General features: G+C 67.5%; 18 protein-coding genes, 1 tRNA gene and 1 pseudogene. 12 read left to right on the top strand and 8 right to left on the bottom strand.

Features of this window, described 5'->3' with window-relative positions; translation table 11 throughout:
• Window positions 1-192 precede the first annotated feature (192 nt).
• The gene (locus tag LV780_RS00555) at window positions 193-2,163 is read right to left on the bottom strand and encodes a lytic transglycosylase domain-containing protein (RefSeq protein WP_108219992.1); all 1,971 of its coding nucleotides are present in this window, start codon (window positions 2,161-2,163) and stop codon (window positions 193-195) included.
• A 151-nt stretch (window positions 2,164-2,314) separates the two neighbouring features.
• Here LV780_RS00555 and dapA point away from each other — a divergent pair, with 151 nt between their 5' ends.
• The 4 genes from dapA to LV780_RS00535 all read left to right on the top strand — a co-directional run bounded on the left by dapA (window position 2,315) and on the right by LV780_RS00535 (window position 5,923).
• Entirely contained in the window at window positions 2,315-3,187 is an 873-nt protein-coding gene (gene dapA, locus LV780_RS00550) for a 4-hydroxy-tetrahydrodipicolinate synthase (protein WP_108220134.1), read from the top strand.
• A 129-nt stretch (window positions 3,188-3,316) separates the two neighbouring features.
• On the top strand, window positions 3,317-3,790 hold the full coding sequence (gene smpB, locus LV780_RS00545; RefSeq protein WP_011907191.1) for an SsrA-binding protein SmpB: 474 nt from the start codon (window positions 3,317-3,319) through the stop codon (window positions 3,788-3,790).
• 92 nt (window positions 3,791-3,882) lie between these two features.
• Window positions 3,883-4,731 carry a 3-mercaptopyruvate sulfurtransferase gene (gene sseA, locus LV780_RS00540; protein WP_117344868.1) on the top strand — a complete coding sequence of 283 codons (849 nt, stop codon included), beginning with the start codon at window positions 3,883-3,885 and terminating at the stop codon, window positions 4,729-4,731.
• Window positions 4,732-4,738: 7 nt separating this feature from the next.
• Window positions 4,739-5,923, top strand: coding sequence for an amino acid aminotransferase (locus LV780_RS00535; RefSeq protein ID WP_117344867.1), 1,185 nt, complete (start codon window positions 4,739-4,741; stop codon window positions 5,921-5,923).
• A gap of 161 nt (window positions 5,924-6,084) precedes the next feature.
• On the opposite strand, the gene LV780_RS00530 is transcribed toward LV780_RS00535, so the two are convergent.
• A complete protein-coding gene (locus LV780_RS00530) occupies window positions 6,085-7,437 on the bottom strand; it encodes an ammonium transporter (RefSeq protein ID WP_011907188.1) in 1,353 nt (450 codons plus the stop codon).
• Between the two features lie 27 nt (window positions 7,438-7,464).
• Window positions 7,465-7,803 (bottom strand): P-II family nitrogen regulator, encoded by a 339-nt coding sequence (locus LV780_RS00525; RefSeq protein ID WP_101341140.1) that lies wholly within the window; start codon window positions 7,801-7,803, stop codon window positions 7,465-7,467.
• Between the two features lie 261 nt (window positions 7,804-8,064).
• Between LV780_RS00525 and LV780_RS00520 the strand changes: the two genes are divergently transcribed.
• Complete coding sequence (locus LV780_RS00520; RefSeq protein ID WP_108219990.1) at window positions 8,065-10,332, top strand: transglycosylase domain-containing protein; 2,268 nt, start codon at window positions 8,065-8,067, stop codon at window positions 10,330-10,332.
• 108 nt (window positions 10,333-10,440) lie between these two features.
• Here the strand turns inward: LV780_RS00520 and LV780_RS00515 are convergent, their stop codons facing one another.
• Both LV780_RS00515 and LV780_RS00510 read right to left on the bottom strand, forming a co-directional pair.
• Window positions 10,441-11,064 carry an MlaC/ttg2D family ABC transporter substrate-binding protein gene (locus LV780_RS00515; protein ID WP_108219989.1) on the bottom strand — a complete coding sequence of 208 codons (624 nt, stop codon included), beginning with the start codon at window positions 11,062-11,064 and terminating at the stop codon, window positions 10,441-10,443.
• Window positions 11,054-11,839 carry an MlaA family lipoprotein gene (locus LV780_RS00510; protein ID WP_011907184.1) on the bottom strand — a complete coding sequence of 262 codons (786 nt, stop codon included), beginning with the start codon at window positions 11,837-11,839 and terminating at the stop codon, window positions 11,054-11,056. The genes LV780_RS00515 and LV780_RS00510 overlap by 11 nt, the downstream gene beginning before the upstream one ends.
• 208 nt (window positions 11,840-12,047) lie before the next feature.
• On the opposite strand from LV780_RS00510, the gene LV780_RS00505 reads away from it, so the two are divergent.
• From LV780_RS00505 to LV780_RS00490, 4 genes and pseudogenes are all read left to right on the top strand, one after another.
• Window positions 12,048-13,784 (top strand): type I secretion system permease/ATPase, encoded by a 1,737-nt coding sequence (locus LV780_RS00505; protein WP_108219988.1) that lies wholly within the window; start codon window positions 12,048-12,050, stop codon window positions 13,782-13,784.
• Window positions 13,781-15,082, top strand: a complete 1,302-nt coding sequence (locus LV780_RS00500) for an HlyD family type I secretion periplasmic adaptor subunit (RefSeq protein ID WP_011907182.1) — start codon at window positions 13,781-13,783, stop codon at window positions 15,080-15,082. The genes LV780_RS00505 and LV780_RS00500 overlap by 4 nt, the downstream gene beginning before the upstream one ends.
• Window positions 15,083-15,094: 12 nt before the next feature.
• Window positions 15,095-15,249 (top strand): annotated as a pseudogene (locus tag LV780_RS00495) (transposase); the annotation flags it as partial.
• A gap of 261 nt (window positions 15,250-15,510) precedes the next feature.
• Window positions 15,511-15,672: a hypothetical protein gene (locus LV780_RS00490; protein WP_180325172.1), complete on the top strand. Its 162-nt coding sequence runs from the start codon at window positions 15,511-15,513 to the stop codon at window positions 15,670-15,672.
• A 93-nt stretch (window positions 15,673-15,765) separates the two neighbouring features.
• Here LV780_RS00490 and LV780_RS00485 read toward each other — a convergent pair.
• Together LV780_RS00485 and LV780_RS00480 are read right to left on the bottom strand one after the other, a co-directional pair.
• A tRNA-Ala gene (locus tag LV780_RS00485) sits at window positions 15,766-15,841 on the bottom strand.
• A gap of 118 nt (window positions 15,842-15,959) precedes the next feature.
• Complete coding sequence (locus LV780_RS00480; protein WP_085996539.1) at window positions 15,960-16,295, bottom strand: TIGR02300 family protein; 336 nt, start codon at window positions 16,293-16,295, stop codon at window positions 15,960-15,962.
• A 158-nt stretch (window positions 16,296-16,453) separates the two neighbouring features.
• Between LV780_RS00480 and LV780_RS00475 the strand changes: the two genes are divergently transcribed.
• The 3 genes from LV780_RS00475 to LV780_RS00465 all read left to right on the top strand — a co-directional run bounded on the left by LV780_RS00475 (window position 16,454) and on the right by LV780_RS00465 (window position 18,280).
• Window positions 16,454-17,140: a M48 family metallopeptidase gene (locus tag LV780_RS00475; RefSeq protein WP_108219987.1), complete on the top strand. Its 687-nt coding sequence runs from the start codon at window positions 16,454-16,456 to the stop codon at window positions 17,138-17,140.
• Between the two features lie 32 nt (window positions 17,141-17,172).
• Window positions 17,173-17,823, top strand: coding sequence for a GntR family transcriptional regulator (locus LV780_RS00470; RefSeq protein WP_011907161.1), 651 nt, complete (start codon window positions 17,173-17,175; stop codon window positions 17,821-17,823).
• A 94-nt stretch (window positions 17,824-17,917) separates the two neighbouring features.
• A complete protein-coding gene (locus LV780_RS00465) occupies window positions 17,918-18,280 on the top strand; it encodes a DUF1127 domain-containing protein (protein WP_011907160.1) in 363 nt (120 codons plus the stop codon).
• 51 nt (window positions 18,281-18,331) lie between these two features.
• Here the strand turns inward: LV780_RS00465 and LV780_RS00460 are convergent, their stop codons facing one another.
• Window positions 18,332-19,108 (bottom strand): succinate dehydrogenase iron-sulfur subunit, encoded by a 777-nt coding sequence (locus LV780_RS00460; RefSeq protein WP_011907159.1) that lies wholly within the window; start codon window positions 19,106-19,108, stop codon window positions 18,332-18,334.
• Between the last annotated feature and the right edge of the window lie 4 nt (window positions 19,109-19,112).

Here is a 19,112-nt window from a genome sequence, read left to right as displayed (position 1 = left end):
CACGGGGCGACCGTTCGGGGCTCGGACGCTCCACCGGAGCGTCCGCGAGACGCCGCCCATTGGCCGCCCACGGGGCGACCGTTCGGGGCTCGGACGCTCCACCGGAGCGTCCGCGAGACGCCGCCCATTGGCCGCCCACGGGGCGACCGTTCGCGGCTCGGACGCTCCACCGGAGCGTCCGCGAGACGCCGCTCACCCGGTAAGCTCGGGGGTGATGCGGACGGGGCCGCCGCTGCCACGCAATTTCGCCCGGTAGATCACCACCGACTCCGTCACCCGCATGACGTAGGTGCGCGTCTCGGCGAAGGGGATCTGCTCGACCCAGTCCACCGGATCCACATCGCCGGAACGGGGATCACCGAACTCGGTGATCCAGCGCCTCGGCCGGCCGGGCCCGGCATTGTAGCCCGAGGCCACCAGCGCAAGCGACGGTCCGAACTCCTCGACAAGCTGCGCGAGATAGGCCGTGCCGAGTCGAACGTTGTAGGCCGCATCCTGCGTGAGCCGGGCAGGCTCGTAGTCGAGCCCCAGCTTCGGCGCCACCAGCTTGGCCGTTCCCGGCATCACCTGCATAAGACCGCGGGCACCGGCCGGGCTGACGACCACCGGGTTGAACTCGCTCTCGCGCCGCGCGATCGAGAGCGCGAGCGCCCGGCTCACCGGCAGCCCATCGCCCGGCACGAGATCGGGAACCGGGAAATAGGCTTGCGGCAGGATCGTCCCCTGCTCGGCCGCCTGCTTGGCGATCAGCACCGCCACATGCGGCTCGCCCATGTCCAGCGCCATCTCGGCAAGCCGCCCGAGATCGCCGGCATCGAGGCTCTCGGCCAGATGCAGCAGGAACCGCTTGCCCAGATCGCGCTCACCCGCCGCCAGCAGCAGCCGACCCGCGGCCAGCACCGACGAAGAGGCAAAGCCCGCTTGCCGCCAGTCGCCCGCACGCGGCACCGAGATGAGGGCCGGATCGAGCGGAATGCCCGCCCGCTCGGCCGACAGAAGCCCGTAATAGGCCGTCTGGTAGCGCGCACCCTCGGCGAAGGCCGCCCCCGCCGCGTCGTAGCGGCCCAGCTGCTCCAGCGCACGGCCCTGCCAGTAATGCGCCCGTGACAGGCTGATCGGCGTCCGCACCGCCGCCTGCAGGCGCTGGAAATGCGTCAGGGCTGCCGCCGGATCGCCCAGCTTGCGCAGCGCGATGAAGCCCGCAAGGAACTCCAGCTCGGCAAAGTCCGCGCCGCCCTCGAGATGATGGCTCGCCGCGATCCGGTAGGCCGTGCGCGCCTCGCCCCTTTCGTTCATCGCCCGCGCCAGCCCCGCACGGCGGCCCGACCACAGTGAGGGGCTGCCAAGGCCCGCCACGCTCTCGGACCGTTCGATGAGCAGCGCCACCGCATCCGCCGTCCGCCCCTTCCGCGCGCGCCAGAGAAACCGCTCATAGGCCAGGCCCGGATCCGATGAGAGGGCCGCGGGCACGGCCGCGATCAGCGCGTCCACGCCGTCCGCATCGGCGCGCAACGCAAGACGCGCCGCGGCGAGGCGCTTCCAGCCGTCCGGAACGCGGGTCAGCATCCGGCGCGCCTGATCGGGCCGGTTCTCCCACAGAAGCATGTCGAGCCGCGCCTCATGCGCCTGCACAAGCACGTCGGGAAAGGCGGCGATCGCGGCCGATTCCTCTTCGGCCGTGAAGGCCAGCGTCGTCCATGCCCGGCGGATGACGGCTTCGGCCTCGGGGCGACGGCTCGATTCCGCCAGTGCGCGGGCAAGCGCAAGCGCCCCCTTCGCCGTCGCCGGCGTCCGCGAGCCGAAATAGTCGATCACCCGGGCGGGTGTCGAGGAGCGCGCCACCGCCTCTTCGCCCTTGTCCTGCAAGAGCTTCAGCCCGGGCCAGTCGGGATGCCGCGCCAGAAAGCCCTCGTAGTCGCCGAGAAGCCCTTCGCCCGCGCGCAACCGGTGCCACTCGACGAGGGACTGGGCGAGCGGCCCCGCAACCCGCGCCTGCGCCGCCGCCTCGCTCCAGTTCTTGGACCAGGCAGCGCGGAGCGCAAGGCGGAGCGCGCCCGGATCCTCGGCCCGCGCGGGCAGGGGCGCGCAGATCAGCGGCAGGATCAGGCAGGCCACGAGGTGAAGCGTGCGGAGGCGGGCGGGGGCGGACGTGGGGCGCGACATGGGCGCAATCTGCCCAAGCCCGTGCCCGCCCGCAACACACAAGCTGTCGAGCGCGTCGTGGCTTGGGGACAACTTGGCAAGTCCTGCGCCGGGCGCTAGGAAGACGCGGTTCAACCGGGCGAGTCTGCCCATTCAGATGGAGTTGCGTGTCATGATCAGAGGGTCCATTCCCGCCCTTGTGACGCCGTTCAAGAACGGCGAACTGGATCTGGACACGCTGAAGAAGCTGGTTGACTGGCAGATCGCCGAAGGCTCGACCGGCCTTGTGCCGGTGGGCACCACGGGCGAAAGCCCGACCCTCAGCCACGAAGAGCACGAGACGGTGATCGAGGCGGTGGTGCAGGCCGCCGCGGGCCGCGTGCCAGTGATCGCGGGCGCGGGGTCGAACTCGACCACCGAGGGGATCCGGCTGATCCGCTTTGCCGAGCGGGTGGGGGCCGACGCGGCGCTGGTGGTGACGCCCTACTACAACAAGCCCACGCAGGCGGGCCTGATCGCGCATTTCACCGCGCTTCACGACTGCTGCAACCTGCCGATCGTGATCTACAACATTCCCGGGCGCTCGGTGGTGGACATGACACCCGAGACGATGGGCCGGCTCGCACAGCTGCCGCGGATCATCGGGGTCAAGGACGCGACCGGCAAGATCGAGCGCGTGAGCCAGCAGCGGGCCTCCTGCGGGGCGGAGTTTCTCCAGCTTTCCGGCGAGGATGCGACGGCGCTCGGCTTCAACGCGCACGGCGGCGTGGGCTGCATCTCGGTCACGGCGAACGTGGCGCCGCGGCTCTGCGCCGAGTTCCAGCAGGCAACCCTGCGCGGCGACTATGCCACGGCGCTGGAGTACCAGGACCGGCTGATGCCGCTGCACGAGGCGATCTTCCTCGAGCCGGGGCTCGTCGGGGCCAAATATGCGCTCTCGCAGCTCGGCCTCTGCTCGGACGAGGTGCGCCTGCCGCTCGTGGGCCTCACCGATCCGACGAAGACACGCATCGACGCCGCCATGCGCCACGCCGGACTGATCTGAGCCGGGCGTTCCGCGTCCGCGGCAGCGCCGTCCGAGGGGGTTCGATGCCCCCTCGGACGGCTCCCCCGCCCCATCACGGCGCGCCGGACGCTGGACAGCGGCCCGGCTCTCGCCTATCTCCGTCCGGTCATGGTCAAGCACTCCGATCCCAACAGCAAGCTCATCGCCGAGAACCGGCGCGCCCGCTTCGATTACTTCATCGAGGAGGAGATCGAGGCCGGGATCATTCTCATGGGCTCCGAGGTCAAGTCGCTCCGGCAGGGCGGCTCGAACATCGGTGAAAGCTATGCCTCGGTCGAAAATGGCGAGCTGTGGCTGATCAACGGCTACATCGCCCCCTACCTGCAGGCCAAGACCTGGGGCCACGAAGAGCGGCGCAAGCGCAAGCTGCTCGTCTCGCGGCGCGAACTGGCCCGGCTCTGGAACGCGACCGCCCGCGAAGGCATGACCATCGTGCCGATCCGCATGTATTTCAACGACCGCGGAATCGTGAAGCTCAAGATCGGCATCGCCAAGGGCAAGAAGCTGTCCGACAAGCGCGCGACCGAAGCCAAGCGCGACTGGGGCCGCGAAAAGCAGCGGCTGCTCAAGCAACATTCCTGAACCACGGGCTTGCGCGCACGCGCCACGCCCGAGCGGGCTTGCCTGCGGGCACCGGCAGGATTAAGCGGGATTGGCTTTCCGAGGAGCCCGACATGACCGATGATCCCCGAACGCTCGTCTCCACCGATTGGCTCGCCGCCCATCTGCGCGACCCCGACCTGAGGATCCTCGACGGCTCCTGGTATCTGCCGCAGGAGAACCGGGATCCACGGGCGGAGTACGAGGCCGAGCACATTCCCGGCGCGCGCTTCTTCGACATCGACGAGATCGCCGACCGGCGCTCGGCGCTGCCGCACATGGCGCCGCCACCCGAGAAGTTCATCAGCCGGATGCGGGCCATGGGGATCGGCGACGGCCATCAGGTCGTCATCTACGACGGCTCGGGGCTGCGCTCGGCTGCGCGGGTCTGGTGGACCTTCCGCCTGATGGGCAAGACGGACGTGGCCGTGCTTGACGGCGGCCTGCCGAAATGGAAGGCCGAGGGCCATCCGACCGAGGACATGCCGCCCGTGATGCGCGACCGGCACATGACGGTGCAGCGCCAGGCGGGGCTGGTGAAGGATGTGACGCAGGTCGCTCATGCCTCGAAGCTCGGCGAGGCCGAGATCATCGACGCGCGCTCGGAAGGCCGCTTCCGGGGCACCGAGGCCGAGCCGCGGCCCGGCCTCCGCTCCGGCCACATTCCGGGCTCGAAGAACGTGCCCTTCCCGACGCTCCTCACGCCTCAGGGCACGTTGAAGTCGCCCGACGAGCTGCGCGCCATCTTCGAGGCGGCGGGCGTGGATCTTTCCAAGCCCGCCATCACCACCTGCGGCTCGGGCGTGACGGCCGCGGTCCTGAGCCTCGCGCTCGAGATCCTCGGGCACCGCAACCATGCGCTCTACGACGGGTCCTGGGCCGAGTGGGGCATGTATGACGATCTCAAGGTCGCGAAAGGATGACGACGGAATGCTGACCGCCCTGAAACCGCAGCCTGCGGACAAGATCCTGCAACTGATCCAGATGTTCCGCGAGGATGCGCGCGCGGACAAGATCGACCTGGGCGTGGGCGTCTATAAGGATCCGACCGGGCTTACCCCGGTCATGCGGGCCGTGAAGGCGGCCGAAAAGCGGCTGTGGGAGGTCGAGACCACCAAGACCTACACGGGTCTTGCGGGCGAGCCGGCCTACAACGCCGCCATGGCGAAGCTGATCCTTGCCGGGGCGGTGCCGTCCGACCGGCTGGCCTCGGTCGCCACGCCGGGGGGCACGGGCGCCGTGCGTCAGGCGCTCGAGCTGATCCGCATGGCCGCACCCGATGCCACCGTCTGGATCTCGAACCCGACCTGGCCGAACCACCTGTCGATCGTGAAATATCTCGGCATTCCCATGAAGGAATACCGCTACTTCGACGTCGAGACCGGCGCGGTGGATTTCGACGGCATGATGGCCGATCTCGCGCAGGTGAAGGCGGGTGACGTGGTGCTGCTGCACGGATGCTGCCACAACCCGACCGGGGCGAACCCGAACCCGGTGCAGTGGCTCGCCATCTGCGAGGCGCTGGCCAAGGCCGGCGCGCTGCCGCTGATCGACCTCGCCTATCAGGGCTTCGGCGACGGGCTCGAGATGGATGCGGCGGCGACGCGCCTTCTGGCCACGCGGCTGCCCGAGGTGCTGATCGCGGCCTCCTGCTCGAAGAACTTCGGCATCTACCGCGAGCGGACGGGCATCCTCATGGCCATCGGCGACGCGTCGGCCAAGGCGACGGTGCAGGCCAACCTCAACTTCCTGAACCGGCAGAACTATTCCTTCCCGCCGGATCACGGCGCGCGGCTGGTGACGATGATCCTCGAGGATGAGATCCTGACCGCCGACTGGAAGTCCGAACTTGAGGAGGTGCGGCTGAACATGCTGACCCTGCGCCGCCAGCTCGCCGATGCGCTTCAGGCCGAGACCGGCTCGAACCGCTTCGGCTTCGTGGCCGAGCATCGGGGCATGTTCTCGCTGCTCGGCCTCTCGCCCGAGCAGGTCGAGAAGCTGCGGATGGAACATGCGGTCTATATGGTGGGCGACTCGCGGCTGAACATCGCGGGCCTGAACAGCACGACCGTGCCGGTTCTGGCGAAGGCGGTGGCGCAGGTGCTGCGCGGCTGACGACGGCTCGGAGACGCTTCGGGGGGCGCAGGCACGGACCTGCGCCCCTTTTGCATGGGCTGTGCTGCGGGGGGCCGATTGGAAAGGGAAGAAGGCCCGGATCTTCATCCGGGCCTTCCTCTCGAACGGCGGGGGGAGGAGATCCCGCCGCTCGATCCGCATCATCCGTGATAGGCGGCCTCGCCGTGCGCGGTCTGGTCGAGACCGATGCGCTCGCTCTCGGTATCGACGCGCAGGCCCACGATCAGATCGGCGATCTTGAAGGCCACAACCGACACGACGGCCGTCCAGATCAGCGTCACGACGACGGCCTGGATCTGGATGATGGTCTGGCCGACGATGGAATAGTCGTCGCCGTTCACGCCGCCCAGCGTCGCCGCCGAGAAGATGCCGGTGCCGACCGCACCGATGATGCCGCCGATGCCGTGGATGCCGAACACGTCGAGGCTGTCGTCATAGCCCATGGCGTTCTTGACCGTGGTCACGAAGAAGTAGCAGACCCCCGAGGCCGCGGCGCCGAGCACGATGGCGCCCATCGGGCCGATGGTCCCGCAGGCCGGCGTCACCGCCACGAGGCCCGAGATCATGCCCGAGGCGGCACCCAGCATCGAGGCCTTGCCGCGGGCCAGAGCCTCGATCAGCGACCAGGCCACGACGGCGGCGGCGGTGGCGACGAAGGTGTTGATCATGGCCAGCGTTGCGCCGCCGTTGGCTTCCAGGTTCGAGCCCACGTTGAAGCCGAACCAGCCGAACCACAGCATCGAGGCGCCGATCATGGTCATGACCATCGAATGCGGAGCCATGTTCTCCTTGCCGAGCCCGATCCGCTTGCCGACCATGATCGCGCCGATCAGGGCCGCGACGCCCGCGTTGATGTGGACCACGGTGCCGCCGGCAAAGTCGATGGCGCCCCAGTTGAAGATCAGGCCCGAGCCGTCCCAAACCATGTGGGCGATCGGGAAGTAGGCGAAGGTCACCCAGATCACGGTGAAGATCATCACCGCCGAGAACTTGATCCGCTCGGCGAAGCCGCCGATGATCAGCGCGGGCGTCAGCGCCGCGAAGGTCATCTGGAAGCAGATGAAGAGATATTCGGGAATGACGAACTCGTCCGAGAAGGTGGCCGCCATGCTGTCGGCCGTCACCCCGGACAGGAACAGCTTGCCCAGTCCGCCCCAGAAGGGGCTGGTCCCGCCGCCGAAGGCGAAGGAATAGCCATAGATCACCCAGATCACCATGACGGTGCAGGCGATCAGCGTGGTCTGCATCAGCACCGAGAGCATGTTCTTCGCGCGCACGAGGCCGCCGTAGAACAGCGCGATCCCCGGCAGGATCATGAAGAACACGAGCACGGTGGACATCAGCATCCAGGCCACGTCGCCCTTGTCCATCACCGGGGTGACGGTTTCGGCCACGGCCTCGACGGCATCGGTCGCGGCCTCCTGGGCCCAGGCCGGCAGGGCCGCCGCCGCGGCGAGCGCCGAGAGCCCCATGAATTGCGAGATTTTCTTCATTTTACCCTATCCCTCTGCCGGCCCGCGTTACAGCGCGTCGTCGTTGATTTCGCCCGTGCGGACGCGGACCGCCTGTTCGACATCGAGCACGAAGATCTTGCCGTCGCCGATCTTGTCGGTCTTGGCGGTGGTGCGGATGGTCTCGACAACCGAGTCGGCAAGGCTGTCGGCCACGACGATCTCGAGGCGGACCTTCGGCACGAAATTCACGGCATATTCGGCGCCGCGATAGATTTCCGTGTGACCGGACTGCGAGCCGAAGCCCTTGATCTCGGTCACCATCATGCCGCGCACGCCGATGGTGGTGAGCGCCTCGCGCACCTCCTCCAGCTTGAACGGCTTGATTGCTGCAATGATCAGTTTCACGACGATCCCCTGTTCTGCACCGGGCCGCTGCGGACCCCACGAGGCCAAGAGGCTCGTTGGTGGGGTCCTGCACAACAAAACGGCGCCAGACGGAGAGGGCCGGGACGCGGAAGTTGCACATTTTTTGCACTTACCCGCCGGATAGCCCATTTTTAATGCAACATGCGGAGAGGATTCAAAGCCACTTCACCTCCACATTCGCGGCCCCTGCGGGTAGAGTCGCACGAAGGTCCACAAGAGCCAGAAGGCGGGCAACGAGGCATGAGCGGGTCGAACGGGCGGCGTCCGCCGCTGGTCGCGGACAGGCGCTACGGCGCGCCGGCCGCGAAGAAGACGACATCGAAGGGCGGCGGCGGCGGGCGGGGCGCGAAGCCTCCGCCCAAGTCAACGCCTCGGCGGCGGCCCCGCAAGCGCGATCCGCTCTCGGCGGCAGTAGCTTGGGTGCTCGGGCTGATCTGGGGGATCGTGATGTTCTTCTGGCGCATCCTGTGGGGCGTGGGCTGGCGCATCGCCGCGGTGGTGGGCCTCGTTCTGGGGCTCTCGGCCTATTACTTCTACTCGCAGCTTCCCGAGGTGACGCAGCTCGTGGACGGCCGTGCCCGCGGCTCGGTCACCATGCTCGACCGCGAGGGCAAGGTCTTCGCCTGGCGCGGCGAGACCTACGGCGGCCTCGTCACCTCCGACAAGGTCTCGGAACATCTGCGCGAGGCCGTGGTGGCGACCGAGGACCGCCGCTTCTACCGGCATTTCGGCATCAGCCCCCGCGGCATCGCCTCGGCGGTCAGGATCAACCTGGCCGAGGGGCGCGGCCCGCTTGAGGGCAACGGCGGCTCGACGATCACCCAGCAGGTGGCCAAGCTGCTCTGTCTCGGGGTGCAGTACGATCCGCAACAGTGGAAGAGCGAGGCCGACTATGAGGCGGACTGCCGCCGGGGCGGCATCTGGCGGAAGGTGAAGGAAGTGCCCTTCTCCCTCGCGATGGAGGCCAAGTACACCAAGGCCGAGATCCTGACGATCTACTTCAACCGCGCCTATCTGGGGGCTGGCGCACGCGGCTTCGAGGCGGCGGCGCAGCGTTACTTCGGCAAGTCCGCAAGCCAGGTGAACGCGGCCGAGGCGGCAATGCTGGCGGGCCTGCTCAAGGCGCCGTCCTACTACGCTCCGACGGCGAACCTTCAGCGGGCGCGCGACCGGGCGAATGTCATCATCGGTCTCATGGAAGAGCAGGGCTACCTGACGCGCGCCGAGGCCGAGCAGGCGCGGCGCAATCCGGCCCAGCTCTCCGAGGCGGCCCAGAGCCGGTCCGGCGGCTTCTTTGCCGATTGGGTGATGGAATCGGGCCCCGCTTTCCTCACGCGCGACACGACCGAGGACGTGATCATCCGCACCACCCTCGACCAGCGGCTGCAGAAAGCCGCCGAAGGTGCGCTCGCCGATGTCTTCAAGTCCAAGGTGAGCGAAGGCTCCAAGGCGCAGGCGGCCGTTGTCGTGATGTCGGCCGACGGCGCGGTGCGCGCGATGGTCGGAGGCCGGAAGCTCGAGGCCGCGGGCTCGTTCAACCGGGCGACGCAGGCGCTCCGCCAGACCGGCTCGGCCTTCAAGCCCTTCATCTATGCGGCGGCGATGGATCTCGGCTACAGCCCGGCGGATTTCGTGGACGACAGCCCGCTCACCGTCATGGTGAAGGGCTCCGGCCCCTGGACGCCCGCGAACTACGACCGGAAGTTCCGCGGGATCGTGACGCTGACCGCGGCCCTGAAACAGTCGCTGAACATTCCGGCGGTGCGGATCACCGAGGCCGTGGGCCGCGACAAGGTCCGTCAGGTCGCCTCGGAGTTCGGCATCCAGAGCAACCTTGCCGCCGGCCCCGCCCTCGCGCTCGGGGTCTCGGAGGCCACGCTCATCGAGATGACGGGCGCCTATGCCGGCATCCTGAACGGCGGCTCGGCCGTCAAGCCCTATGGACTCGTGGAACTGCGGCTTCAGGGCGAGGAGACGCCGCTCATCGGGCAGGAAGGCGGCATCGGCGAGCGGGTGATCTCCGAACAGGCGGCGCAGCTTCTGACCTACATGATGACCGAGGTCATCAACAGCGGCACGGGCACCCGCGCCCGCCTGCCCGACCGCGAGGCCGCGGGCAAGACGGGCACGACCCAGGCTGCGCGCGACGCATGGTTCGTCGGCTTCACCGCCGACTATGTGGCCGGCGTCTGGATGGGCTATGACGACAACACACCGCTCAAGGGCGTGACCGGCGGGGGACTGCCGGCCGAGATCTGGCGCGAGGTGATGGTCCGGGTGCACGAGGGCGTGCCCCCTGCCCCGTTGCGCAAGATCGTGCCCGAGCCCCGGCTGCCGCCCCAGTCCACGGCCGAGGTCCGCACAGAACCCGTGCCGCAGGATACGGGCGACTGGCAGGCCGCCCGGCCGCGGGACACGGGCGACTGGCAGGCTGCACCCCGTCAGCCGAGCGCCGGCGAACAGATCGTGCGGGACGTGCTCGGGATCTTCGGCGGCGGCCGGAACTGACCCGTCCGCCGGATGCGGGGCCGCCGGTTCGCGGGGAGGCCCCGCGAAAGCTCCGAAAGCAGAACGCCGCCCCAAGGGCGGCGTTTCAGGTCGCTCCGGCGGCGTCTCTCAGCTTGAACGGCGCAGCTGCTCGGCCAGGGCCGGGATCGAGCCGCGGTTCCGGTCGAGCAGCGCCCCGATCTCGGCCCGCTCGGAGGCAAGCATGTTGACGCCCTCGATGATGATGTTGAAGAACGCCGGCCGGCCCGAGCGATCCGACACATGCCAGCGCACCTCGAACGGATTCTCGTTGCGCAGGTAGGCCGTCGAGATCACCTCGACCGCGCTCTTCATCGGGCGGGCGTCGATCACCTTGATCTCGCTGCCGACGAACTCGCGGAATCGCTTGCCATACTTGCGCGCGATGTAGCCCTGATAGGCCTGGGTGAAGGCGGAAAGCTCGGACTGGCTCGCGCCGCGGGCAGCGACCCCCAGGGCGGTGCGCGCGATGGCCGGCACGTCGGCATAGCGCGAGAAGAGGCGCTCGAACTCGACATACATCTGCTGCTCGGACTTGCCGGAGTTGATGGTCTGGTTCACCTGAGCCACGGCCTCGACCACAAGCGCACGCGCGCTTCCGGTGTCGAGCGCCAGCGCACGCCACGGCAGGACGGTGGCGGCGATGCCCGCGGCAAGGCCCAGCGTCATGGTCCGGCGGCTGGGCCGTGCGTCGAAGAAAAGGTCATTGGGCATCGTATTCCTCATAGGGATCGGCGGCGTAGGGATCGATGAAGACGTCATCGGTCCCGCCGGTCTGACCAAGTTCGAAGCGCCGGTTCTGCAGGTAGAGCAGACGGGCCTGCGAATAGCTGTCCGCGCTTTCATATAGGACAGAGTCGATCGTTTCGGAATACTGCGCCCGATCACCAAGTATTGAGCCCGCCTCGGCCGCCCGTCCCGCCGTCCGCACGCCGGGCGGCACGATCAGCCGCACCGGGTTCAGCGCAATGTCCACGACATCGCCCACCAGATCGCGCTCGGTCCGCGGCCCGAGGAACGGCACCTCGCCATAAACCCCCTCGTCGGCGCCCCAGGTATAGAGCGTCTCGCCAAAGCCGGTTTCGCGCCCCTCCAGCCCCATCGAGCGGGCCGGGTCGAACAGACCCCCGATCCCGATCGTGCTGTTGACGACGAAACGCGCCGCATTCTCGACCGCAGCCCCGGGCCGCCCCTGCAGAAGGCTGTTGAGCGACTCGCCCGGCAGATCGAGGTTCTCGGCAAAGTTCTCGATCCCGCGCTCCACCGGATCGGGCAGGACGGCATAGGTCCGCGACGCCGGCCGCAGGACCGTCCGGTCCACATCCTTGTTGAACTCGTGGATCTGGCGGTTGTGGGCCTCGTCTGGGTCATTTATCGCCTGCGTGGGCCCCGCCGTGGCGCAGGCAGAGACGAAGGCGCCGAGAACGGCTAGAAGGGCGCCGTGAGCCGCGATTCGGCATCCACGGAAATTGGCAGTTCGATGTTCCACGCTGATGATCCCGGTCTGCGAAAGATGCCGTGCGAAGAGGAATCGCTATTACGAACAAGGGTCAAGGCATAAGCAGCTTGCAGGGACAAGGCAACGCGCGAATGCAGGACCACCTCGGGGCTCGGGGATTCTCGCCCAACTTTGTTGCGGCGGATAACGAAATCGTAAGTCGGCCGTGCGACATGGATGCAGGGCCGAGAGGGTTCAGATGAACGGAATGGACATTCGCAAGGGGCTGGCGGAGTTGCGGGCCGCGCGACACAGCTCGATGGGCTCTCTGGCCGCGGTTTTTCTCTTCAGCATCTTCGTGAACCTGCTGATGCTGACCGGGCCGCTCTACATGCTTCAGGTCTATGACCGGGTGCTCGGTTCGGGATCGGAAGAGACGCTCCTCGCGCTCTCGCTCCTGGTGACCTTTCTCTTTCTGGCCATGGGTTTCCTCGACCATGCCCGCGCCCGCGTGATGGCGCGCGTGGGCGCGGGCTTTCAGGAGAAACTGGATCGCCGGGTGTTCGAGGCATCGGTCCGCAGGCTCTCGCTGGCCCCCGGCGATCCGTCCGCCGTGGCTGCCCAACGCGACCTCGAGGCGGTGCAGCGCCTGTGGGCGTCGCCGGTGCTGATCGCGCTCTTCGACATCCCCTGGACGCCCCTGTTCATCGCCGCGATCTTCATCTTTCATCCCTGGATGGGATGGCTGGCCGTCGGTGGCGGCGCCGTGCTCGTGATGGTGACGCTGCTGAACCAGCGCCTCTCCGAGGGGCCGATGCAGCGCGCCAACATGGTCTCGTTGCAGGCGGACCGTTTCGCCGAGAACCTGAAGTCCGAATCCGAAGTGGTGCAGGCGCTGGGCATGGCCGGCAACGGCTTCGACCGCTGGCAGAAGGCGCGTTCGGTGGCCCTCGCGTCGAACATGTCGGCGTCCGACCTCACGGGCGCCTTCGGCACGCTGACCAAGACGCTCCGTCTCTTCCTGCAGTCGGCGATGCTGGGTCTGGGCGCCTGGCTCGTCCTGCAACAGGAGCTGACCGCCGGTGCGATGATCGCCGGCTCGATCCTGATGGGTCGGGCCCTCGCCCCGATCGAAAGCGCCATCGGCCAATGGTCGCTCGTGCAGCGCGCCAGCGAAGGGTGGAAGCGGCTGGGAGAGCTGTTGTCGCGTCAGCCGGTCGAACCGGCACGCATCGCCCTCCCGCGGCCGCGAGCGCTGATCGAGGCCCAGAACCTGACCGTCGTTCCACCGGGAGAGATGACGCCCGTCCTGCGCGGCGTGACATTCCGGCTCGAACCAGGCCAGGCGCTCGGGGTGATCGGCCCGTCCGGCTCCGGGAAGTCCACGCTCGCGCGCGCGCTCATCGGCGTCTGGCGCCCGGCGGCGGGTCATATGCGCCTCGATGGTGCGGCGCTGGACCAGTATGATCCCGACGTGCTGGGCGGCTACATCGGCTACCTCCCACAACGCGTGACGCTCTTCGAGGGCACGATCGGAGAGAACATTGCCCGTCTCCGCGGTGCACCGGATGGCGAGGCGGTGGTCGCGGCCGCGCGCAAGGCCGCCGCCCATGACATGATCGTGGCCCTGCCTTCCGGCTACGACACCCGTGTGTCGGCGCTGGGCGGCCGCCTCTCCGGCGGCCAGATCCAGCGAATCGGCCTGGCGCGGGCCATGTTCGGAAATCCGGTGTTCCTCGTTCTGGACGAGCCCAACTCGAATCTGGACAATGAGGGGTCACTGGCCCTCAACGCGGCGATCCGCGCGATGAAGCAGGCCGGAGGGTCGGTCTTCATCATGGCGCACCGGCCCGCCGCCATTCAGGAATGCGATCTGTTGATGGTGATGGAAAACGGCATGCGCGCGGCCTTCGGCCCGCGCGACACGGTCCTGCGCGAAATGGTCAAGAACCACACCGAGATCGTCCGAAACGCCGGCCCCGGAGGCGTGTCATGAGCCGCTCCCCCTCCTGGTCAAGCCGCAGGCCGCTCCTGATCGGATACCTCACGCTCGGCGTTCTCGTCGGCGGCTTCGGCACCTGGAGCGCCTTCTCCTCCATTGCCGGCGCCATCGTCGTATCGGGCCAGATCGAGGTCGCTCAGAACCGCCAGGTCGTCCAGCACCCGGATGGCGGCGTCGTCGAGAGCATCGAGGTCACGGAAGGCGCGAGCGTCCGCGCCGGCGACATCCTGCTGCGTTTCGACGGCGCGTCCCTGCGCACCGAACTTGCGATCGTCGAGGGGCAGCTCTTCGAGATGCTCGCCCGCCGGGCACGTCTCGAGGCCGAGCGCGACGACGCCGAAGCCCTCGCCTTCCGGCCCGAGCTTCTCGAGGCCGGCAAGGGACGCACCGCCGTCGCCGAGCAGGTCGAGGGCCAGCAACGCCTGTTCGTTGCGCGGCGAGAGAGTTTCGCGCAGCAGATCGACCAGCTCGGCAAACGCAAGGGCCAGATCAACAGCCAGATCGCGGGTGTTGACGCGCAGATGGCAGCGCTCGGCACGCAGCTTCGCCTGATCGAGGAAGAGCTCACAGACCAGCAGGGACTCCTCGCCAAGGGGCTTGCCCAGGCAAGCCGCGTGCTCAGCCTGCAGCGCGAACAGGCTCGACTGCAAGGCGAACTGGGCGAGCTCGCAGCTTCACGCGCCAACGCCGAGGGCCGCATCACGGAACTGGACATCGAGATCCTGCGCCTCGGCTCCACGCGCCGCGAGGAGGCCATCACGCAGCTTCGCGACTTCGGCTACCGCGAACTCGAACTGGCAGAGCGGCGGGGCGCACTGATCGAACAGATCCAAAGGCTCGATCTGCGCGCTCCCGTCTCGGGGATCGTCCTCGGCTTGCAGGTGACGACACCACGGGCCGTCATTCGCCCCGCCGATCCTGTTCTCTACCTGATCCCCCAAGACCGACCGCTGGTGATCGCCGCTCAGGTTCCTCCGATCCATGTCGACGAAGTGCGGGAAGGCCAGCCGGTCCGTCTCGTCTTTTCGGCCTTTTCCAGCCGCACTACGCCCGAACTCGCGGGACATGTATCGGTCCTTTCGGCAGATGCCTTGACCGACAACCGAACGCAGACCGCCTTCTATCGGGCAGAGATCGCGCTTGAGCCGGGCGAGATGGAGAAATTGGATGATCGCACTCTTCTTCCCGGCATGCCCGTCGAAGCTTTCATCCGGACGTCGGAACGCTCTCCCATCGCGTATCTGCTCAAGCCCTTCACCGACTATTTCAACCGCGCCCTGCGGGAAACATGAGAACCGGGCGCGATAGTCGCCAGCCTCCTGCGCCTGGCTGGCCTCGACCAGCCGGTTCCGGACTGCTCCGCTCTGTGCCGTCGTAGATGTCTCTGGTTGAGGGGATTCCGTATCGCCGCGCCGACGGGCCACCGAACTGCTGGGCGACGGCACCGGGATCACGTTGAGGCAGGACCGTGGACCAGCAATCAAAGGCTACGATGCTGCGCCTCAAGGCCTATGGAGAACCCTGACCGTCAGACCACCGACATCCACGCTCGCGCCGCGCTTCAGCGCCCTGGGACCACCAAGTTCTGCTCCGTCACCCGAACCGATCGCGGAGAGCGGCGGTCACGCCTCAGGCCGGTGCTTTGCAGCGCACTTCCGGTCAGCTGTCCGGCAGCCCCCACCATTGCCAAGACGATGACGTTGCGCAGGACGAGGCGCGCATGGTCATCACGATCGAGACGAAGGTGCGGGAACTCGCCGCAGCCGCGGTGCTGCGCGACCGCTTCCACCGCATGATCCGAAAGCGAAGCGCCGAGCATCTGGCCGAGTGGCTGGAGGCAGGCCGCGCATTGAAAGGCGGGGTTCATGGAAGTGATCGATGAGGATCCGGGCAAGGCTACGGCCCTCGTCTTCCGAAACAGACAAAACTCCGCTGGAGATGCGGAGTTTTTTGCGACCCGAGCTTTCTGTATTTTTGGTGGAGCCAGGCGGGATCGAACCGCCGACCTCTTGAATGCCATTCAAGCGCTCTCCCAACTGAGCTATGACCCCACCGGAGGTGCGGACCGTTGCCGATCCGCTTGGGCTTTGCGATCCGCTTCCGGTTCGCTCGGGCTGTCTAGTGTCTCACGACGGAAGGCGCAAGAGGAAAAATCGCCTTCCGCTGCTCTCAACCTTCCTCGTCGTCGCCGGCCACATCAGCCAGTTCGTCGAGCGACACGTTGTCGTCCGAATCATCTTCGAGCAGGTCATCATCGACATCCGTATCTTCCGTCGCTTCGGAGTCGAGCAGGTCATCTTCGCCGTCGATGTCGTCCACGAGCAGTTCGTCGTCCTTCTCGGGCGCGACGCGCGATATGACGGCCGCCACGGCCTTCCGGCGCGCGCTTTCGATATCCACGACCTCGCCGGTATAGGGGCTGACGACGGGTGAACGGTTGAGGTCGTAGAAGCGCTTGCCCGTCGTCGGGCAGACACGCTTCGTGCCCCATTCTTCCTTGGGCATGGTGATCCCCTTGCAAGGCTGTCTGCTGCAGAATTGGGGAGCCATGCCACAAGCCCCCGGGACTGTCAAAGCCTTTCCACCCGCAGGTTCCGCCGAATTTTCACTGCTTTTTCTTGGACCGGCCGCCCGTTAGACTGCCGCCCGGAAGGAGATTTTCCATGCCCGTTCTGCCCGGTTCCCCTCCGGTCGAGGTCACGCTGCGCCGGTCGGCGCAGGCTCGGCGCTTTTCGCTGCGGGTGTCGCGGCTTGACGGGCGCGTCACCCTGACCGTTCCTGCACGGGCGAGAGAGGCCGAGGCGCTGGCCTTTGCCCGGGATCAGGAGGGCTGGATCCGTCGCGCCCTGCTGGATGTGCCCCGGACGGCGTCGGTCGGGCTGGATACGCTTCTGCCTGTCGAGGGGCGACAGCTTCTGGTCCGGCCGGGAAGCGGGCGCTGCGTTCGGATCGAGGATGATTCGCTTCTTGTGCCCGGCGATCCCGCACTGGCGCCGGTGCGGCTGGCTGCCTTCCTCAAGGCGCTGGCGCGGGAGCGCCTCGCTGCGGCCTGCGACCACCATGCCCGTACACTGGGACGCTCTTATGCGCGCCTCACCTTGCGCGACACGCGGTCGCGCTGGGGGTCGTGCACGCATGACGGCTGCCTGATGTTCTCGTGGCGGCTGATTCTCGCGCCGCCGCCGGTTCTCGACTATGTGGCGGCCCATGAGGTGGCGCATCTGGCGCAGATGAATCACTCGCCCGCCTTCTGGGCCGAGGTCTCGCGGCTCATGCCCGACTATGCCCCGCACCGCCTCTGGCTGAGGCGGCATGGGCAGGCGCTGCACGGCTTCCGCTTCGGGGATTGACCGCAGGCGGGCAGGAGTGCTTGCTCGCGCACATGCCGACCCAGACGCGCCCCTCAGACCTGACCGCCGCCGCCCATGAGAGGCTTTATCGTGCCCTGAGGGCACAGGTGATGCATGGCGAACTGTCGCCGGGGCAGGCTCTCACGCTGCGCGGTCTCGCGCGCAGTTTCGAGGTCTCGATGACCCCCGCGCGCGAGGCCGTCCGGCGCCTCGTGGCCGAAGGTGCCCTGTCGCTCTCATCGTCGGGCCGGGTGGCGACACCCGACCCCAGCCCGGAGCGAATCGAAGAGCTGGCGGCGATCCGGGCCCTGCTCGAGCCCGAACTCGCGGCTCGCGCCCTTCCCCGCGCCCATTTCGCGCTGCTCGACCGGCTGGCCGCCATCAACGCCGCCAATGCCGAGGCGGTCGTGAAGGGCGATGCCGTGGCCTACATCCGCACCAACCTCGAGTTCCACCGGACACTCTACCTCCGGGCCCAGGCGCCCGCGATGCTCGCGATGGCCGAGACCGTCTGGCTGCAGCTCGGCCCGACCATGCGCGCGCTCTATGGACGGCTGCGGAGGAACGAGCCTCCGCAGCATCATCGCAGCATCCTGGCCGCGCTGCGGGCGGGGGATGAGCCGGGGCTGCGGCTGGCGGTCCGCATGGACGTGACGCAGGGGCTGCGACACCTGATCGGCTGAATTGGTCACTTTATTTGACCGGGATCATGTTTTGCGCGCGGGTAAAAGGTTACTCGTGGGTCGACGAAATGGATCAGACCCAGGGAGAATGGCCATGCTGGACCGAGTTCGCGCTTTTTTCGACCGTTGGCACCGGCTTCAGGAAGTGCACGCGATGACCGACCGCGATCTTGAGGATCTGGGCATCACGCGCTGGCAGATGGAGCAGTTCGCGCGCATGCCCGAACATGTGGGCGATCGTCTGCTGCAGATGGCGCAGGTCTTCGGGCTGGACCCGGCGGAAGTCCAGCACGCCTATGCCGATTATCTGGAACTGCTGGAGGTGTGCCGGCACTGCGGCAGCACGCGGCTCTGCCAGTGCCGTCTGGCCGAAGCCGACCGGCTGGCGCCCGCCGACTGCGGCTTCTGCCCGAACGCCGCCACCTACGAACTGATGGCCCGACACACGCTGCACTAGCGACCCGGGCCGCCGGAAAGGCGAACGGCGCCCTCTCGGGCGCCGCGGATGTCAGATGACGCGCTCGACCATCATCTTCTTGATCTCGGCGATGGCCTTGGCCGGGTTGAGGCCCTTGGGGCAGGTCTTCGCGCAGTTCATGATCGTGTGGCAGCGGTAGAGCTTGAACGGATCCTCGAGCATGTCGAGCCGTTCGGGCGTGGCCTCGTCGCGGCTGTCCACGATCCAGCGATAGGCGTGCAACAGCGCCGCCGGCCCGAGGTAGCGGTCGCCGTTCCACCAGTAGCTCGGGCACGAGGTCGAGCAGCAGGCGCACATCACGCATTCATAAAGCCCGTCGAGCTTGGCCCGGTCCTCGACCGACTGGCGCCACTCCTTCGCGGGCTCGACCGTCTTGGTCTCGAGCCACGGCATGATCGAGGCGTGCTGCGCGTAGAACAGCGACAGGTCGGGGATCAGGTCCTTGATCACCGGCATGTGCGGCAGCGGGTAGATCTTCACGTCGCCCTTGATCTCGTCGAGACCGTAGATGCAGGCCAGCGTGTTGATCCCGTCGATGTTCATCGCGCAGGAGCCGCAGATCCCCTCACGGCAGGAGCGGCGGAAGGTCAGCGTGGGATCGACCTCGTTCTTGATCTTGATCAGCGCGTCCAGAACCATCGGGCCGCACTTGTCCATGTCGAGGAAGTAGGTGTCCACCCGCGGGTTCTCGCCCGTGTCGGGATCCCAGCGATAGATCATGAACTTGCGGACGTTCCTGCCCTCGGGCTTCGGCCAGGTCTTGCCGGTGCGGACCTTGGAGTTCTTGGGGAGCGTGAGCTGGACCATGGTT

This window comes from Cereibacter azotoformans, from assembly GCF_021391315.1.
Taxonomy (GTDB): Bacteria; Pseudomonadota; Alphaproteobacteria; order Rhodobacterales; family Rhodobacteraceae; genus Cereibacter_A; species Cereibacter_A azotoformans.
This window is presented reverse-complemented; position numbering and strand designations above follow the sequence as displayed.

Bases quoted from the DNA above. Each gene is read 5' to 3' on its own strand.
- LV780_RS00490 (WP_180325172.1), top strand. From the start codon at position 15,511: ATGGTCATCACGATCGAGACGAAGGTGCGGGAACTCGCCGCAGCCGCG.
- dapA (WP_108220134.1), top strand. From the start codon at position 2,315: ATGATCAGAGGGTCCATTCCCGCCCTTGTGACGCCGTTCAAGAACGGC.
- LV780_RS00480 (WP_085996539.1), bottom strand. From the start codon at position 16,295: ATGCCCAAGGAAGAATGGGGCACGAAGCGTGTCTGCCCGACGACGGGC.
- LV780_RS00470 (WP_011907161.1), top strand. From the start codon at position 17,173: ATGCCGACCCAGACGCGCCCCTCAGACCTGACCGCCGCCGCCCATGAG.
- LV780_RS00505 (WP_108219988.1), top strand. From the start codon at position 12,048: ATGAACGGAATGGACATTCGCAAGGGGCTGGCGGAGTTGCGGGCCGCG.
- LV780_RS00530 (WP_011907188.1), bottom strand. From the start codon at position 7,437: ATGAAGAAAATCTCGCAATTCATGGGGCTCTCGGCGCTCGCCGCGGCG.
- LV780_RS00535 (WP_117344867.1), top strand. From the start codon at position 4,739: ATGCTGACCGCCCTGAAACCGCAGCCTGCGGACAAGATCCTGCAACTG.
- LV780_RS00515 (WP_108219989.1), bottom strand. From the start codon at position 11,064: ATGCCCAATGACCTTTTCTTCGACGCACGGCCCAGCCGCCGGACCATG.
- LV780_RS00460 (WP_011907159.1), bottom strand. From the start codon at position 19,108: ATGGTCCAGCTCACGCTCCCCAAGAACTCCAAGGTCCGCACCGGCAAG.
- LV780_RS00555 (WP_108219992.1), bottom strand. From the start codon at position 2,163: ATGTCGCGCCCCACGTCCGCCCCCGCCCGCCTCCGCACGCTTCACCTC.
- sseA (WP_117344868.1), top strand. From the start codon at position 3,883: ATGACCGATGATCCCCGAACGCTCGTCTCCACCGATTGGCTCGCCGCC.
- LV780_RS00475 (WP_108219987.1), top strand. From the start codon at position 16,454: ATGCCCGTTCTGCCCGGTTCCCCTCCGGTCGAGGTCACGCTGCGCCGG.
- LV780_RS00500 (WP_011907182.1), top strand. From the start codon at position 13,781: ATGAGCCGCTCCCCCTCCTGGTCAAGCCGCAGGCCGCTCCTGATCGGA.
- smpB (WP_011907191.1), top strand. From the start codon at position 3,317: ATGGTCAAGCACTCCGATCCCAACAGCAAGCTCATCGCCGAGAACCGG.
- LV780_RS00465 (WP_011907160.1), top strand. From the start codon at position 17,918: ATGCTGGACCGAGTTCGCGCTTTTTTCGACCGTTGGCACCGGCTTCAG.
- LV780_RS00520 (WP_108219990.1), top strand. From the start codon at position 8,065: ATGAGCGGGTCGAACGGGCGGCGTCCGCCGCTGGTCGCGGACAGGCGC.